The organism is uncultured Microbacterium sp. (genome assembly GCF_945952435.1).
Classification (GTDB): domain Bacteria; phylum Actinomycetota; class Actinomycetes; order Actinomycetales; family Microbacteriaceae; genus Microbacterium.
The window spans coordinates 62,934-78,448 of record NZ_CAMFHZ010000012.1; the positions used below are offsets into that span (position 1 = coordinate 62,934).

A 15,515-nucleotide genomic window follows, 5' to 3' on the forward strand; every position below is an offset into this window, starting at 1 on the left:
GCGATGGCGGGGACGGCGGCCGTGGTGCTCGTCGGAGGTCGCGCACGGCGTCTCGGCGGTACGGTCAAGCCGCTGCTGACGCTCGGTGGCGAGACGCTGCTCGCGCGGATCGTCGGGGCGCTGACCGTGGCACGGGTCGTGCCGATCGTCGCGGTCGGCCCCCGCCTGGACGACGCCGACGTGATCCGGGTACGGGAGGAACCGCCCTTCGGCGGCCCGGTCGCGGCGGTCGCGGCCGCGGTCGGGAGCGGCGCGCTGGACGGATCGGCGTGGGTGCTGCTCCTGGCCGGGGACCTCGTGCATCCGGACCGGCTCGTCGCCCGGTTGCAGGAGGAGACCGCATCGGTCGCCGACGAGGTGCAGGCGGTCGTGCCGCGCGCGGGCACGCAGGCGCAGTGGCTCTCCGGCGCCTACCGCACGTCCGCGCTCGTCCGGGCGCTCGCCCGCGCGCGCGTCGATCGGGACACGCTGGACGGGATGTCGTGCCGAGCGCTGCTCGAAGGGCTCGCCGTCCGCTGGATCGTGGACGAGGATGGCAGCACGGACGACATCGACACCCCGGAGGACTTGGAGCGCGCCCGTTCCGCACACCAGGAGGCGGGCGGAATGAGGGCTATTCCGGAGAGCCGGACCGAGAACCGGATCGACAGCGAGGAGAGAGCATGACCGAGAACGCCGACAAGAACAGGACGCTTCCGCCCGAAGCCCTCGACGCCTGGGCGGCGGAGCTCCGCGAACGCTTCGGCCTCGCCGAGGAGGATCTGCCGATCGCGCTGATCCTGGATCTCGCCCGCGACGTCGCGAACGGGGTGGCCCGCCCCGCCGCGCCGTTCAGCGCCTTCGTCGCGGGGCTCGTCGCGGGGCGCGCGGGCGGTGCTCCCGGAGACGTGCGCGCCGCGGTCGCCGCGATCTCGGAGCTCGCCCTCGCGCACGGGAACGCCTGACCGGCCGCGGGGCGCTCGGGCGATCCCGTTGCCGAATGGTGTCCATCCGAAGGTCCTATCGCACCGGGGATTATTCACGGCCGGAGGGTGTTCCTGTGACCCGGCACGATGCGACGATGAAGTCATGTCCAGTGCCGCGCCCGTCTGCGGGCCGATCTCCAGCTACTCCCGGGTGCGCATCCTGCACCTGCTCTTCGAGGCGAGCGCCTCGAAGACGCGCCCGGAGCGGACGATCGCCGAGCTCTGCGCCGAGACCGGGCTGCACCCCAACACGATCCGGGAGCATCTGCAACGCCTCATCGAGGGCGGCTCCGTGATCCAGACGACCGAGCACCGCACCGTCCGCGGCCGGCCCCGCGCGCTCTACGCCGCCGCGGGCGCGTCCAGCCCGATCGCGCGACGCAAGGCGGACGACGCCGCGCGTCGAGGCGATCTGGTGCGCCGTGCGCTGCACACGCCGCAATCCGGCCTCGCCCCCGAGGCCGTCTCCCAGCTGGACGCGCTCGTCGAACACCTGGAGGAGAGCGGCTTCGAACCGATCGTGGACGAGAGCCGCCTCACGGTCGAGCTCACGCCCTGCCCTCATGCCGCATCCCGACCGGAGCATCGCCCCGTGCTGTGCCAGGTCCATCTGGGCCTCATGCAGGGGGTGCTCGCGGCTGCCGGTGGCCCGCTCACCGCGCGCTGCGTGCGCTCGGCCGCCCATCCGGAGGAATGCACCGTCGACCTCGACCTCGCCCTCGACCTGGACCGCTGAGGAGATCCGCATGGAATGGCTCGACCCGCTCGTCCTCTCCCGCTGGCAGTTCGGCCTGACGACCGTCTACCACTACCTGTTCGTGCCGCTCACGATCGGCATGGTGACGGTCACCGCGATCTTCCAGACGGCCTGGGTCCGCACCGCGAAGATCGAGTACCTGCACCTGACGCGCTTCTTCGGGAAGATCTTCCTCATCAACTTCGCGATGGGCGTCGTCACCGGCATCGTGCAGGAGTTCCAGTTCGGCATGAACTGGTCGGACTACTCGCGCTTCGTCGGCGACGTGTTCGGCGCACCGCTCGCCTTCGAGGGGCTGCTCGCGTTCTTCCTCGAGGCGACGTTCATCGGACTCTGGATCTTCGGGTGGGACCGGTTGCCGAAGCGCGTGCACCTGCTCACGATCTGGGGCACCGCGATCGGCACGATCCTGTCGGCGTACTTCATCATCGCCGCCAACGCGTTCATGCAGAACCCGGTGGGCTACACCTACAACGCCGCGACGAACCGCGCCGAGCTCACCGATTTCGGTGCCCTGCTGACGAACAAGGTCGCGCTGGCGGCATTCCCGCACACGATCTTCGGCGCGTTCATGCTCGCGACGGGCGTCGTGATCTCGGTCTCCGCGTGGCACCTCGCGCGTGGTCAGCACGTCGACACGATGCGGAAGTCCCTGAAGTTCGGGCTCTGGGGGATCCTCGTCGCCACGGCGGGCGTGGTCCTGACCGGCGATCAGCTCGGCCTCGCGATGGTGAGCACGCAGCCGATGAAGATGGCCGCCGCGGAGGCGATGTTCAACTCCTCGTGCGGCGCCGACGCCTCGTTCTCGCTGTTCTCGATCGGAACCCCCGACGGCACGGGCGAGATCTGGTCCCTCCGTGTGCCCTACCTGCTCGCGTTCCTGTCCACCCACGATCTCAACGGCTGCGTCGAGGGGATCAACGACCTCAATGCGCAGTACGCCCAGCAGTTCTCCTCCACGGGGCTCACCGACTTCGCTCCCGTCCTGTGGGTGACGTACTGGGCGTTCCGGTGGATGATCGGCCTCGGCATGCTGCACGCCCTCATCGCCCTCGTCGGGCTCTGGATCACCCGCAAGGGTGCCGCCAAGCCGCCGGCGCGCTGGATGTGGAACATCGCGATCTACTCCTTCCCGCTCTCTCTGGGCGCCAACATCGTCGGCTGGGTCTTCACCGAGATGGGGCGGCAGCCCTGGATCGTGTTCAGCCTGATGACGACGAAGAACGGCGTCTCGCCGGGGGTGAGCGGGGTCGAAGTGCTCATCTCGCTGATCGCCTTCACCGCGATCTACGCGGCGCTCGCCGTCGTCGAGATCGGACTCATCGTGAAGGCCGCCAAGAAGGGGCCCGACACCACCGAGACCCACGACGAGGACGCGCCGGTCGCGTCGGTCGTCTACTGAGGAAGGCACGGACATGGATCTCGCCACGCTCTGGTTCTGGATCGTCGCCCTGTTCTTCGTGGGCTACTTCGTCCTCGACGGCTTCGACTTCGGCGTCGGCATGTCGCTGCCCTTCCTCGGGAAGGACGAGGTGTCGCGCCGACAGGTCATCAACACGATCGGCCCGATCTGGGACCTCAACGAGACCTGGGTGATCGTCGCGGGCGCCTGCCTGTTCGCCTCGTTCCCCGAGTGGTACGCCTCCCTGTTCAGCGGGTTCTACCTGCCGCTGCTGCTGATCCTGCTCGCCTTGATCCTGCGCGGGGTCTCGTTCGAGTACCGGCACCAGCGGGACGATCCACGCTGGAAGCGCCGCTTCGACGCGATGATCGTGATCGGATCCGCCGTACCCGCCCTCCTCTGGGGCGTCGCCTTCGGCAACATCGTGCAGGGCGTCGCGCTCGACGAGCGTCACGTCTTCCGGGGAACCGTGTTCGACCTGCTGAACCCCTACGGGCTGCTCGTGGGCGTCACCACGCTGCTGCTCTTCTTCCTGCACGGAGTGCACTTCGTCGCCCTTAAGACGGACGGGCCGGTGCACGAGGGCGCGCGCCGTCTCGCACGGCGGACCGCGATCCCCACCATCGTCGTCGCGGCGGCGACCGTCGTCTGGACGATCGCGATCGCGGCAGGCCGACCGTCGCTGCTGGCCGGCGTGATCCTGTTCGGCGCGGTGGCCGCGGTCGCCCTGATCGCCTCCGCGCTGCTCTCACGGCGCGGCCGTGACGGCTGGGCGTTCGCGACCGGGGTCGTCGTGATCCTCAGCGCCGTGCTCATGCTGTTCTCCGCGCTGTTCCCGAACGTGCTGCCGTCGACGATCGATGCCGCGAACTCGCTCACGATCCAGAACGCGTCGAGCACGCCGTACACGCTGCAGATCATGAGCTGGACCGCTCTGGTCGCCATGCCGCTCGTGCTGGCGTACCAGGCCTGGACCTACTGGGTGTTCCGCAAGAGGGTGCGCCGATCGACGATCGAAGCCGCGCCGGCGCACGCGTGACGTCGTTGGATCCGACCGTCGGGCGTGCGGCGCGATCGCGGTCCGGGGCTGTCGCGCGAGGACGTGCGGAGCGCGACCGGGAGCGGCGATCCGGGCGGAGGCGCGTTTCGTCTCGCTCCGCCTGCGGCGGTGCTCGCTCAACGACCCCGGGGGTGGGCTCCGTGGGCGGGGGTGCTCGCTCAACGACCCCGGGGGTGGGCTCCGCCTGCGGGGGTGCTCGCTCGATGATGCCGGGGGTGGGCTCCGCCTGCGGGGGTGCTCGCTCGACGGGTCCGGGGCGGTGACGCGATGAAGCCGATCGATCCGCGGCTGCTGCGCTGGGCGCCCGCGGCGAGGGCGTTCCTCGGGCTGTCCGCAGCGATCGCCCTCGCGCAGACCGCGGTCACGATCGCGTTCGCCGGACTGGTCGCCGCGGGGATCGCCGCGGTGGCCGACGGGCGCTCGCCGCTGCCGGTGCTGCCCTGGCTCGGCGGCGTCGTGCTGATCCGAGCGCTCCTGCTCTGGCTGGCGGAGGGGTGGGGATCCCGTGCGGCGGCGCAGACCGGCCGGCAGCTGCGGGCGGCCGTGATCGCGGCGATCGCGCGCCGGGGGCCCTCCTGGCTGGACGGCCGGAACCGCACGGCGATCGCCGTCACGGTCGGGCACGGCCTCGACGCGCTCGACCCCTACTTCTCCCGGTACATCCCGCAACTCGTGCTCACCGCGATCGCGACGCCCGCGATCGTGGTCGTGATGTGGTGGCAGGACTGGCCGAGCGGCCTCGCGGCGCTGGTTACCCTGCCGATGATCCCCCTGTTCCTCATCCTGATCGGCATCGCCACCCGAGGTGTCCAGCGCCGTCAGCTGCAGGTGCTGCAGATGCTCGCGGCACGCTTCGCCGACACGGTGCAGGGGCTCGCGACACTGCGCCTGTTCGGCCGGGAGCGGCGGGCCGCGGCGCGGATGCGCGACACGGCGGACCAGTACCGCCGCGAGACGATGCGCGTGCTGCGGTACTCGTTCCTCTCCGGATTCGCGCTCGAACTGCTCTCCTCGCTCGCCGTCGCGATCATCGCCGTGTCGGTCGGTCTTCGACTGCTGGGCGGCGAGCTGAGCCTGGGCGTGGGATTGTTCGTGCTGCTGCTGGCGCCGGAGGCGTTCCTGCCGCTGCGTCAGGTCGGCGTGCAGTTCCACGCGGCGGCGGAGGGCGTGGCCGCGACCGAGGACGTCTTCGAGATCCTCGCGGATGCGGATGCGGATGCGGATGCGGATGCGGATGCGGATCGTCCGCCGACGGTGTCCGCGCCGGTCGGAGGCGCCGGGGACCCCGACCTCGCCGGAGCGTCGGAGGGCGACGACGCGGCGCACGGCGCAGGAGTGCACGTCCACTTCGACGCCGTCGCCGTGCATCGCGGCGACCGCACCCTGCCCGCGGTCTCGTTCGCGGCCGCGCCGGGCACGGTCACCCTGCTGGAGGGATCGAGCGGATCCGGCAAGTCGAGCCTTCTCGCGGCGCTCCGCGGCACGGCGACGTATGACGGCGCGGTGCGCGTCACCGGCGCCGCGGATCCGCGGCGGGCGTTGGCCTGGGCCGGACAGCGTCCGGGTCTCGTGCGCGGCACGATCGCGGAGAACGTCGCGCTGGGAGACTCCGCGCCCGACGCGCGGCGCGTGCGCGCGGCGCTGCACGACGCCGCGGCAGACGAGCTGGATCCGGCGCACCCGCTTGGCGTCCAGGGCGCAGGGCTGTCCGGCGGGCAGGCGCAGCGCGTGGCGGTCGCGCGGGCTCTGTACCGGCTCGGAGCCGGTGCCCGGGTACTCGCGCTGGACGAGCCGTCGAGCGCGCTCGATGCGGCGACCGAGGAGCGTCTCTGGGCGGCAGTGCGCCGCGCCGCCGACGACGGCGCCACGGTGCTGCTCGTCTCGCACCGCCCGTCGGCACGGGCCATCGCCGATCAGGTCGTCCGGATCGGCGATGCCTCCGCGGCCGGGCCGAGCGGGGCGGCGGCGCTGTCCTCGCGGGCGGGCGACGTCGAGGCCGACACGGGTCGCGGCGAGCCCGCCGTCGAGAGGGACGAGGCTCCTCGCCGGTCGGCGTCGGGCGCGGGGTCCCCCCTCGGCGCACACGAGAACGGCGCACCGATCGTCGACGAGCCGTCGATACCCGCCCTGCCCGACTCCGCCGCAGGGATCCTCCGGTTCGCGATGCCGCGCTGGCGCCGGTTCCTGCCCGGCGTGCTCGCGGGGATCGTGTCCGCAGCGGCCGCCGTCGGTCTGCTCCTCACGAGCGGATGGCTCATCGTCACCGCGTCCCTCGTGGACAACCTCGTGCCGCTCTCCGTCGCGATCGTCGGGGTGCGCTTCTTCGCCGTCACCCGCGCGGTCGGCCGCTACCTCGAACGTCTCCTCGGTCACGACGCGGCCCTCGCTCGGCTCGCCGTGCTGCGAGCGGCGGTCGTGCGCCGGCTCACGCCCCTTGCTCCCGCGGGGCTGGGGGAGACGGATCGCGGATCCGTCCTGACCGCACTCGTCGACGACGTCGAGCGGCTGCAGGACCTGCCGCTGCGCGTCGTGCAGCCCCTGCTCACCGGCGGGGTGGTCGCGCTCGCCGCCGTCGTCGTGCTCGCCCTGGTCTCGCCCGCCGCCGCCCTCGCGCTCGCCGTCTGCCTGATTCTCGCGACGGTTGCGGCGATCCTCGTCGGCGGAATCGTCGGGGGCCGTGCGGAACGCGCGCTGAGCGCCGACCGTGCCGCCCTCGGCGCCGCGCTCGTGGACGAGTTCACGGCTCTCGACGAACTGCAGGCCTACGGCGCCGAAGGGCTCGCCCGGGATCGCATCCGCGCCGCCGACGACGCCCTCCGCCGCACAAGCGGCAGGGCGGCCCTCGCGCAATCGCTCTCCGGCGGGATCGTGTCCTTCGCTGCCGGCGCCGCCTCGGTCTGGGCGCTCGCGGTCGCCGCGCCGGGACAGCCGGGAGGTGCGGCGGACGCCGCCTGGTTCGCGGTCGCCGTGCTACTGCCGATGGCCGTGTTCGACGTGTTCCAGACCGTGCCACAGGCGGCGTCTGCCTGGCGGTCCGTCCGCGCGGGGGCAGAGCGGATCCATGCCGTCTTGCCGGCGCGTCTTCCGGCCGAGATCCGCGGGGATCGGGGGAGCGCGACCGGCGATGCGGCCGGGATCGGCGGCGGTGCCGCGACGCTGGCCGGTGCCGTGACGCTGGAGGACGTCACGGCGTCCTGGCCCGTGGCGGCGGCACCTGCGCTGACGGGCGTCGATCTCACCGTGGCGCCGGGGGAGCGCGTCCTCCTCACGGGCGCCAGCGGTGCCGGCAAGTCCACGCTCGCCGCCGTGCTGGTCGGGTTCCTCAACTTCGACGGCACGTATCGGATCGGCGATGCGGATGCGGGGGTGATCGCCGGGCCCGTGCTGCGCCGGCATGTGGGGCTCTGCGAGCAGGCGCCGATGCTCTTCGACGAGGACATCCGGCAGAACCTGCTGTTCGCACGCGAGGACGCGAGCGATGCCGAGCTGCGGGCGGTGCTGGAGCGCGTGGGGCTCGGCGTCTGGGCCGAGGAACGCGGGGGGCTCGACGCGCGCGTCGGCGAAAGAGGCGCGCTCGTGTCGGGCGGCCAGGCGCAGCGGCTCGCCCTGGCCCGGGCGCTGCTGCGGGGATTCCCGGTGCTCGTGCTCGACGAGCCCACGGCGGGCGTCGACCCGGACGCCGCGGACGTCCTCCTGAACGATCTGCTTGCCGCGGCGGGATCGCAGACCGTCATCCTCATCTCGCACGTCGCCCCGCCCGAGGGGTCGGTGGATCGCACGATCCTGCTCGAGCGCGGGGCGGTGGTGAGCGAAGGGGAGCACGCTCTGCCCTCGGGCGCAACCCCTTTGAACGGGTCAGGGGATCCGACGTAGCGTGATCGTATGACGCGCACGGATGAGGTCGGCATGCATATCGCCGCCGCGCCGGAGCGGATCTACACCGCGTTCGTCGTCCCAGAAGTCGTGGTGCGCTGGCTCCCGCCCGACGGCATGACGGGCCGCATCGCCGTCTTCGACGCCCGTCCCGGCGGGCGGTTGCGGCTCACCCTCGCCTATCGGGATCCCTCCGAGCACGGCAAGACCGCGGGCGCGGAGGACGTGGTCCAGGGCGTGTTCGTCGAACTCGTCCCCGGGATCCGCGTCGTGCAGGACGTGGAGTTCGTCTCCGACAATCCGCTCTTCTCGGGGACCATGCGCATGACCTGGGCCGTCGCCCCTGCCCCGGGTGGCTCATTCGTCTCGATCCGCGCGGAGAACGTGCCGGACGGGATACCGGCCGCCGACCACCGCACGGGGATCACGGCCTCGCTGCGCAACCTCGCCGCGCTCGCCGCGGGTGCCGAGCCGTTCTGAACTCCGCGAGGACGGGCACCGCACGATTCGCACTCGGTGCCGCGGTCGTCTAAGCTTGTCCGCGGTGACGTGTCCGAGCGGCCGAAGGTGCAACTCTCGAAAAGTTGTGTAGGGTAACCCCCTACCGTGGGTTCAAATCCCACCGTCACCGCCATGAGAACCCCTGATAGCTCAGGGGTTCTCTGCTTTCGAGGACGAGGTCTGGCTGATCCGCGGCACAAGCCCGCGTCGTCGGCGGTCAGCGGTCGTAGATGTCGCGGCTGTGCCTGTGGCGTAGCGGGCCCCGCGCCGGCCGTCAACCCGTTGAGCCGCGAGGATTGCTAACTAGGCTAGACAAATGACTCTCCTGGACCGTCCCCGCCCCGCAGATCGAGTCCGTCAGGTCGCCGTCGTCGTCGGCACCGCCGTGGCGATCGTCGGTGCCTTCCTCGGATCCGGCGCCGCCGGCGGGACGCCGATCCAGAACGCGGCGGACGGCGCCTTCGGTCCCGACGCGACGCTGCTCGCCCCGGCGGTGCCCGCGTTCTCCATCTGGTCGGTCATCTACCTCGGGCTGATCGCGTACGCCGTGCGGCAGGCACTGCCTCGACAGGCATCGCGGGCCGTGCATCGCTCGATCGGCTGGTGGGTGCTCGGATCGGCCCTCCTGAACGCCGCCTGGATCCTCGTCGTCCAGGCCGGATCCCTCCCGCTCTCGCTCGTGGTCATCGCCGTCCTGCTCGCCGTGCTCGTGACGATCCTCGCGCGCCTCCGGTCCCGTCGCCGCAGCGGATGGATCGATGCCCTCGTCATCGACGGCACGATGGGGCTGTACCTCGGCTGGGTGCTCATCGCCACGGTCGCCGACGCGACCGCGGTGCTCGTCCGCGCGGGATTCACCGGAGCCGGGATCGATCCCGGCGTCTGGGGAGTGCTCGTGCTGTGCGTGGCCGGCGTGATCGCCGTCGCGCTCGCCGTGTGGGATCGGGGACGGCTCGCCCCCGCGATCGCCACGGCCTGGGGCTGCTTCTGGATCGGCATCGCCCGCGCGACGGGAACGCTCGCATCCACGCCCGTAGCCGTGACGGCGTTCGTCGTCGCGGGCGCGATCCTGGTGGCGGCGCTGGCGGTGCGACTGACCTCGCGCAGACGCGCCTGATCCCGCGACGCCCGCCGGAGCCGGGGCCCGCAGGAGAGGGCGTCCACGACACGCGCCGTCTTGCGGATCGCGCGGTTTCGTGCCCGGAACGTGCGCGTGCGCACCCCCTTCCCTGGTCCGCGGGGAGGCCAAGAATCCGCGGAAAAGTCAACGTTGTCTTCGCCCGGTCCAGGCCGCAGAGTTGACGCTCGGCGACGAGCGCCGCGGAGGGAACAGGCATGGGTACCGGCAGAGAACGACAGATCTCCGAGGAACAGCGGAGGATGGACGCGATGTCCTCGCGACGAGACGCGGAGCTGGCCCGCAGCGTCGCTGCGCGCGCGCGGGCTCTGATCGCGGAAACCTCCGAGCCGCAGGATCTCGCGGTCCGGGATGACGAGGTCCGGCGTCTGACGGACCGGATCGGCCAGCTGCGTTCCTCGGAACAGGCGCTGTGCTTCGGACGCATCGACTCGGGGAGCGACGGCTCGTCGTTGCACATCGGGCGGATCGGTCTGCGCACGGAGGCGGGCGATCCGTTGCTGGTGGATTGGCGCGCGGAGGCCGCGCGGCCGTTCTACGCGGCGACGATCGCGACGCCGATGGGGCTGCATCGGCGGCGTCACGTGAGGGCGCGCGGAGGCGCGGTCGTGGATGTCAGCGACGAGATCCTCGACGGTGCCGCTCCCGGCGAGGAGGATGTGGTCGGTGACGGACCGCTGCTCATGGCGCTGAGCAGCGCGCGGACCGGGCGGATGCGGCAGGCCGCTGCGACGCTGCAGGCGGAGCAGGACGAGATCGTCCGATCGTCGCATCTCGGGGTCATGGTCGTCGAAGGCGGCCCGGGAACGGGCAAGACGATCGTCGCCCTCCACCGCGCGGCGTACGTGCTCTATGCGTTCCCCGCGGTCGCTCACCGGGGAGTGCTCGTGTTCGGCCCGAACCCGCGTTTCCTCGACTACATCGCCGATGTGCTGCCGTCGCTCGGCGAGAACGGCGTGCGGATGGCGACGCTGCCCGATCTGGTCGGAGCGGCAACCACGCGGTGCGAGCCTGACGCCCTGGCGCGCATCAAGGGGCGCGCGGAACTTGCGCACGGGCTCGCTCTCTGGGTGGAGTCCCGGCAGCCCCGCCACGCGTCGCTCTCCCTGGAGACCGCTCATGGCACGGTCACCCTCGAGCCGGAGCTCGTCGAAACGGCCCGGCGGGGCGCTCTGCAGGGCGGCGTCGGACACAACCCTGCCAGGGCGCTGTTCGCGGAGCGCATCGTCGAGGAGCTCGTGAACGTCCTGGAGCAGCAGACCGCGCGCGAGCTCGCGGACTTCGAAGCCGAGCTCAGGGAGTTCCACGGCGTCGACCTCGATCGCATGTTCGGCGGCGGGTTCGCGTCGGAGCACGGGGCCGAGGCGTCGGAGGGGCTGGAGATCGACTGGGATCGGATCCGGGAGGAGCTCGTCGACGACCCCGGCATCGACCGAACCATCGGGTCCGTCTGGCCGAGGCTCCGCGCCGAGGACGCGGTCCGGGGGCTCCTCTCCGATCCCGTCGCCCTCGCCGAGGCGCTTCCCGACGTGTCCGAACGGCGGATCGCGGAGGTCGCGGATTCCGCCGGCGACGGGTGGAGCCCGGCCGATCTCGCCCTGCTGGACGAGGCGCGTGCGCTGATCGACGGGCCTCCCGAGCTCACCTTCGGCCACATCGTGGTCGACGAGGCCCAGCAGCTCTCCGAGATGCAGTGGCGGATGCTGACGCGCCGCTGCCCCTCACGTTCCATGACGGTCGTGGGAGACCTCGCGCAGGCCGGCCCGACCACGACCATCCGGGACTGGAGCGAGGCGCTCGCTCCTTTCGCCGCCGACGGCGACGTCGTCCGTCGCACGCTGACCGTCAACTACCGCACCACCGCGGAGATCCTTCAGGAGGCGGGACCGCTGCTCGCGCGCATCGCCCCGGGGCAGCGTCCCTCGCGCTCGATCCGGAACGGCGAGCAGCCGATCGTCGTCGCCGCATCACGGAACGACCTCTCCTCCGCGCTGGTGCCGCTGATCGCCTCCACCCGCGACGATCACCCGGACGAGCTCGTCGGGGTGATCGCCTCCGCCCCGCGCACGCCGTCGCTGGAGGCCGAACTCGACGGCACCGGGGCGACCGTCGTCGCGGCGCCGGACGCGCGGGGTCTGGAGTTCGACACCGTGATCATCGTCGACCCCGACGGCATCCGACGCGCGGGCGAGGCGGGCCTCCGGGACCTGTACGTCGCGCAGACCCGCGCCACGAAGCGCCTCATCACGGTGACGGTCACGGACGAGGGGAGCGGCGTGCGCCGCTAGGCCTGCGGGCCGCGCGCGCTCGCCCGTCCGAGGTGCGCGGCGAGGCGATCCGGGTCGACGTCGAGGAGCGCCCGGTCCCAGTGCGCCAGATCCGCCGCGCGGGCATAGCACTCCTGCAGGAACCCGAGCAGGGTCGCCTCGGGATCGGCGGCCGTGCGCACGTCGCGGTAGGGGAGGATGTACTCGCCGAGGGTGTGATCGAACGATCCGGCCGTCAGCGTGCCCTCGGCGTACGTCGGCGGTGCCGGGTACGCGTAGACGTAGAACGAGCCTTCGTCGCTGCCGCCGGGCCAGAACCCGGCGGCCACGTTCTCCCTGCTCTCCGCCTCGACCATGACCCAGGGAGGGCAGTGCGCCGGCGAGGAGGTGTCGGGTGGCGCACCCCGCCCGGAGTACCGGGTGCTGGAAAGATCCATCGAGCCCCAGAAGAGCTGGACGGGGCTGGCCTTGCCCGCGAAGCCCGCGCGCCACTGCTCGAACACCGCGTCGATCTGCAGGAGCTGCCGCCAGAAGAGGCGGACGGCGTGCGGATCGTACGGGCGGTCCGCGGTGTCCTCGGCGAAGGGGATGGCCGTCTCGAGCTCGTTGGGTGCGGCCCAGATCGCGCACTCGATCCCGAGCGTGCGGCAGGCGTGCTCCACGGCGGAGAAGAAGTCGGCGACCGAGCGGGGGCGCAGGGCGACCGTCTCGCTCGCGCCCGTGCTGGACCGCAGCACGAGGACGCTGTCGGCGAAGTCGAACTCGGCCTCGAACGCCTCCGCGCCGCGGCGCAGGAGCGAACGCGTGCGCAGTCCGCGCGGAGTGACCTCGTACGTGACGTTCCACCAGTGGTTGAGCAGGGGCGTCGACGCCATCTCGATCTTGCCGACGATCTGCAGCCACAGATGCAGCGTCTCGCGCGTGGGCGTCCAGTCGTCGACGCGCAGTCGCGGCCACCCCGCTGCGTGCGATGCGGTGTCCCCCATGAGATTCCTCGTTCCGGGTCGATCCTGCCGGTCGTCGCGGTCTGCCGTGCCTCTCCCGGCATCCTGGCACGAGGACGCGCTTTCGCACAGGGCGATCTACGCCGTCTCGATGCGGTCACGATCCGTCCGGCCGCCCCGCTCGTTTTCGCTGCGTTCACGGCTGACGCATAGGGTCGGAGGGCGTGCCTCCTCGCCGGACGGCGATCCGGGGACGTGCTCACCTCGTTGACAGGAGACCGGAGAGTCCATGAAAAACATCACCCTGACCCGAATCGGCGGCGCCGCGGCGGCGCTCGTCGTCGCCGCCACCATGAGCGCCTGCTCCGCCGGCGGACAGAGCGTCGCTGACGCCTGCAAGATCGCCCAGCAGGAGATCTCGAAGGCGTCGTCGAGCGCGTCGAGCGACCTGAACTCCTCGCTGCAGCAGGCGGCGCAGGGCGACAAGGTCGATTTCGCGGCGCTCTTCCAGCCGGTCCTGGACGGTCTGTCCTCCGCGGAGAAGAAGGTCACGAACGAGAAGGTCAAGGAGCCGCTCACCGCGTTCGCGGACGAGTACAAGAGCTTCGTCAAGGTCTTCGACGGCTTCGAGATGCCCGATCTGAAGAACCTCGACGCCTCCGACCCGAACGCGATGCAGAAGGTCGAGGAGGCCCAGACCAAGGCCCAGGAGATCACCACCAAGAGCCAGGCCGCGATGACCAAGCTCACGGATGAGTCCAAGAAGCTGCAGGCGGTCTGCACCGCCGGCTGAGCGCGCCGAGCGCGACGGCGAAAGCCCCGGATCCGAGAGCGGATCCGGGGCCTTCGCGTGTCAGGGGGACCGCTGCGACGGTCGAGCCGTCAGAGGCCGAACGCGGCCCGCACGCCCGCGTTGACCACGACCCCGTCGCGCACGTTCAGGCCCGCTGCCAGCGCCGGGTCGGCGGCGGCCGCCGCGTCCCAGCCCTCGGCGGCGATCCTCAGGACGTAGGGGAGCGTCGCGTTGCTGAGCGCCTGCGTGGAGGTGTGCGGCACCGCGCCCGGCATGTTCGCCACGCAGTAGTACAGGGACTGGTGCACCGGGAACGTGGGCTGATCGTGCGTCGTGGGGTGGGAGCCCTCGAAGCAGCCGCCCTGGTCGATCGCGATGTCGACGAGCACGGATCCGGGCTTCATCGTCGCGACCATGTCGTCGGTCACGAGCTTGGGCGCCGCGGCACCGGGGATCAGCACGGAGCCGATGACGAGATCCGCGTCGCGCAGCTGCTCCGCGATCTCGTAGCGGGTCGAGACGCGGGTCTGGATCGCGCCGTCGAAGCGCACCTCGAGAGCGCGCAGTCGCGGCAGGGAGATGTCGATCACCGTCACGTCGGCGCCCAGGCCGAGCGCGTTGGCCGCCGCGTGCTCGCCGGCGACGCCCCCGCCGATCACGACGACCTTGGCCTTGCGCGTGGCCGGGACGCCGCCGAGCATCACGCCGCGTCCGCCCGCGGCGCTCAGCAGCGTGGCGGCGCCGACGACGATCGAGAGCCGTCCGGCGACTTCGCTCATCGGGGCGAGGAGCGGGAGCGACCGATCCGGAAGCTGCACAGTCTCATAGGCGACGGCCGTCGTGCCGGCGGCGACGAGCGCGTCGGTGAGCGGCCGGTCGGCCGCCAGGTGCAGGTAGGTGAAGAGGGTCAGATCGGGACGGAGGTACCCGTACTCCGACGCGATCGGCTCCTTCACCTTGACGAGCAGCTCGGCGCGCGCCCAGGTCTCCTCCGCGCCGTCGACGATCTCCGCACCCACGGCGCGGTAGTCCTCGTCGGCGAATCCGGCCCCGAGGCCGGCACCGCTCTGGATGAGCACCTCGTGGCCGCGCTGGACCAGCGCATCGGCGCCGGCGGGCGTCAGCGCGACGCGGTTCTCGTTGTTCTTGACTTCTGCGGGCACTGCGACGCGCATTCACGACTCCTTCATCGATGTGCGCTCAGATTCGCAGATTCCCTCCTTGCGCGCCGAGAGCAGCGCAGATCCTTTCCCCTGCTTCGCTCGTGGAGGAGAATGTTCATCGACGGACCGCGCAAAGGGCCCGGAGGCGAAGGAGATTCGGATGCCGGAACAGATCGATCGGCTGGACCGCAGGCTCATCGAGGAGCTCTCGGCCGACGGGCGCGCGACGAACGCGGCTCTCGCGGAGTCCCTGGGGGTGGCTCCCTCCACGACGCATGCACGACTGCGCGGGCTGGTCGACGACGGCGTCATCACCGGCTTCCACGCGGCCGTAGATCAGGCCCGTCTAGGCCGTGGCCTCCAGGCGATCATCGGCGTCACCCTGCGCGGAGGGCAGCGCGAGGGGAGCATCCGCGAGTTCGCGCGGGAGATCGGCAACCACCCCGACGTGATCCAGATCTTCTTCGTCGGGGGCACGGACGACTTCCTCGTCCACCTCGCGGTGAGCGGATCCTCCGCCGTCCGCGCCTTCGTGCTCGATCAGCTCTCGACGAGGCAGAGCGTCGCGTCCACCCGCACGAGCATCATCTTCGAGTACCACCGCAACGCCGTCGCCGCCGAGTTCGACTGAGCCGCGACGATGCCGCGGTCG

General features: G+C 71.5%; 13 protein-coding genes and 1 tRNA gene. 12 read left to right on the top strand and 2 right to left on the bottom strand.

Going from position 1 to position 15,515, the window contains the following annotated elements:
* The first annotated feature begins 3 nt into the window (after positions 1-3).
* The 10 genes from Q0P88_RS08260 (at position 4) to Q0P88_RS08305 (ending at position 11,984) form a co-directional block, all read left to right on the top strand.
* Positions 4-666 carry a molybdenum cofactor guanylyltransferase gene (locus tag Q0P88_RS08260; protein WP_295012973.1) on the top strand — a complete coding sequence of 221 codons (663 nt, stop codon included), beginning with the start codon at positions 4-6 and terminating at the stop codon, positions 664-666.
* The gene (locus Q0P88_RS08265; protein WP_295012975.1) at positions 663-944 is read left to right on the top strand and encodes a DUF6457 domain-containing protein; all 282 of its coding nucleotides are present in this window, start codon (positions 663-665) and stop codon (positions 942-944) included. Before Q0P88_RS08260 ends, Q0P88_RS08265 begins: the two co-directional genes overlap by 4 nt.
* Before the next feature lie 124 nt (positions 945-1,068).
* Positions 1,069-1,701, top strand: a complete 633-nt coding sequence (locus tag Q0P88_RS08270) for a metalloregulator ArsR/SmtB family transcription factor (RefSeq protein WP_295012977.1) — start codon at positions 1,069-1,071, stop codon at positions 1,699-1,701.
* Between the two features lie 10 nt (positions 1,702-1,711).
* Positions 1,712-3,124: a cytochrome ubiquinol oxidase subunit I gene (locus Q0P88_RS08275; protein WP_295012979.1), complete on the top strand. Its 1,413-nt coding sequence runs from the start codon at positions 1,712-1,714 to the stop codon at positions 3,122-3,124.
* A 13-nt stretch (positions 3,125-3,137) separates the two neighbouring features.
* Positions 3,138-4,163, top strand: a complete 1,026-nt coding sequence (gene cydB, locus Q0P88_RS08280; protein WP_295012981.1) for a cytochrome d ubiquinol oxidase subunit II — start codon at positions 3,138-3,140, stop codon at positions 4,161-4,163.
* 288 nt (positions 4,164-4,451) lie between these two features.
* Positions 4,452-8,057 (top strand): thiol reductant ABC exporter subunit CydD, encoded by a 3,606-nt coding sequence (gene cydD / locus Q0P88_RS08285; RefSeq protein ID WP_295012983.1) that lies wholly within the window; start codon positions 4,452-4,454, stop codon positions 8,055-8,057.
* Between the two features lie 9 nt (positions 8,058-8,066).
* Positions 8,067-8,537, top strand: coding sequence for an SRPBCC domain-containing protein (locus Q0P88_RS08290; RefSeq protein WP_295012985.1), 471 nt, complete (start codon positions 8,067-8,069; stop codon positions 8,535-8,537).
* A 63-nt stretch (positions 8,538-8,600) separates the two neighbouring features.
* Positions 8,601-8,691, top strand: a tRNA-Ser gene (locus Q0P88_RS08295).
* Between the two features lie 183 nt (positions 8,692-8,874).
* A complete protein-coding gene (locus Q0P88_RS08300) occupies positions 8,875-9,675 on the top strand; it encodes a tryptophan-rich sensory protein (RefSeq protein ID WP_295012987.1) in 801 nt (266 codons plus the stop codon).
* 272 nt (positions 9,676-9,947) lie between these two features.
* Positions 9,948-11,984: an AAA family ATPase gene (locus Q0P88_RS08305; protein ID WP_295012989.1), complete on the top strand. Its 2,037-nt coding sequence runs from the start codon at positions 9,948-9,950 to the stop codon at positions 11,982-11,984.
* Here the strand turns inward: Q0P88_RS08305 and Q0P88_RS08310 are convergent.
* Positions 11,981-12,949 carry a DUF5996 family protein gene (locus Q0P88_RS08310; protein ID WP_295012991.1) on the bottom strand — a complete coding sequence of 323 codons (969 nt, stop codon included), beginning with the start codon at positions 12,947-12,949 and terminating at the stop codon, positions 11,981-11,983. The genes Q0P88_RS08305 and Q0P88_RS08310 overlap by 4 nt on opposite strands.
* 247 nt (positions 12,950-13,196) lie before the next feature.
* Between Q0P88_RS08310 and Q0P88_RS08315 the strand changes: the two genes are divergently transcribed.
* On the top strand, positions 13,197-13,700 hold the full coding sequence (locus Q0P88_RS08315; RefSeq protein WP_295012993.1) for a hypothetical protein: 504 nt from the start codon (positions 13,197-13,199) through the stop codon (positions 13,698-13,700).
* Between the two features lie 89 nt (positions 13,701-13,789).
* Here Q0P88_RS08315 and ald read toward each other — a convergent pair whose 3' ends face one another.
* Positions 13,790-14,875 (bottom strand): alanine dehydrogenase, encoded by a 1,086-nt coding sequence (gene ald / locus Q0P88_RS08320; RefSeq protein ID WP_295012995.1) that lies wholly within the window; start codon positions 14,873-14,875, stop codon positions 13,790-13,792.
* Positions 14,876-15,023: 148 nt separating this feature from the next.
* On the opposite strand from ald, the gene Q0P88_RS08325 reads away from it, so the two are divergent.
* Complete coding sequence (locus Q0P88_RS08325) at positions 15,024-15,494, top strand: Lrp/AsnC family transcriptional regulator (protein WP_295012997.1); 471 nt, start codon at positions 15,024-15,026, stop codon at positions 15,492-15,494.
* Positions 15,495-15,515 lie beyond the last annotated feature (21 nt).

Bases quoted from the DNA above. Each gene is read 5' to 3' on its own strand.
- Q0P88_RS08315 (WP_295012993.1), top strand. From the start codon at position 13,197: ATGAAAAACATCACCCTGACCCGAATCGGCGGCGCCGCGGCGGCGCTC.
- Q0P88_RS08305 (WP_295012989.1), top strand. From the start codon at position 9,948: ATGTCCTCGCGACGAGACGCGGAGCTGGCCCGCAGCGTCGCTGCGCGC.
- cydB (WP_295012981.1), top strand. From the start codon at position 3,138: ATGGATCTCGCCACGCTCTGGTTCTGGATCGTCGCCCTGTTCTTCGTG.
- Q0P88_RS08260 (WP_295012973.1), top strand. From the start codon at position 4: ATGGCGGGGACGGCGGCCGTGGTGCTCGTCGGAGGTCGCGCACGGCGT.
- Q0P88_RS08275 (WP_295012979.1), top strand. From the start codon at position 1,712: ATGGAATGGCTCGACCCGCTCGTCCTCTCCCGCTGGCAGTTCGGCCTG.
- Q0P88_RS08300 (WP_295012987.1), top strand. From the start codon at position 8,875: ATGACTCTCCTGGACCGTCCCCGCCCCGCAGATCGAGTCCGTCAGGTC.
- Q0P88_RS08325 (WP_295012997.1), top strand. From the start codon at position 15,024: ATGCCGGAACAGATCGATCGGCTGGACCGCAGGCTCATCGAGGAGCTC.
- Q0P88_RS08290 (WP_295012985.1), top strand. From the start codon at position 8,067: ATGACGCGCACGGATGAGGTCGGCATGCATATCGCCGCCGCGCCGGAG.
- Q0P88_RS08265 (WP_295012975.1), top strand. From the start codon at position 663: ATGACCGAGAACGCCGACAAGAACAGGACGCTTCCGCCCGAAGCCCTC.
- cydD (WP_295012983.1), top strand. From the start codon at position 4,452: ATGAAGCCGATCGATCCGCGGCTGCTGCGCTGGGCGCCCGCGGCGAGG.
- Q0P88_RS08270 (WP_295012977.1), top strand. From the start codon at position 1,069: ATGTCCAGTGCCGCGCCCGTCTGCGGGCCGATCTCCAGCTACTCCCGG.
- ald (WP_295012995.1), bottom strand. From the start codon at position 14,875: ATGCGCGTCGCAGTGCCCGCAGAAGTCAAGAACAACGAGAACCGCGTC.
- Q0P88_RS08310 (WP_295012991.1), bottom strand. From the start codon at position 12,949: ATGGGGGACACCGCATCGCACGCAGCGGGGTGGCCGCGACTGCGCGTC.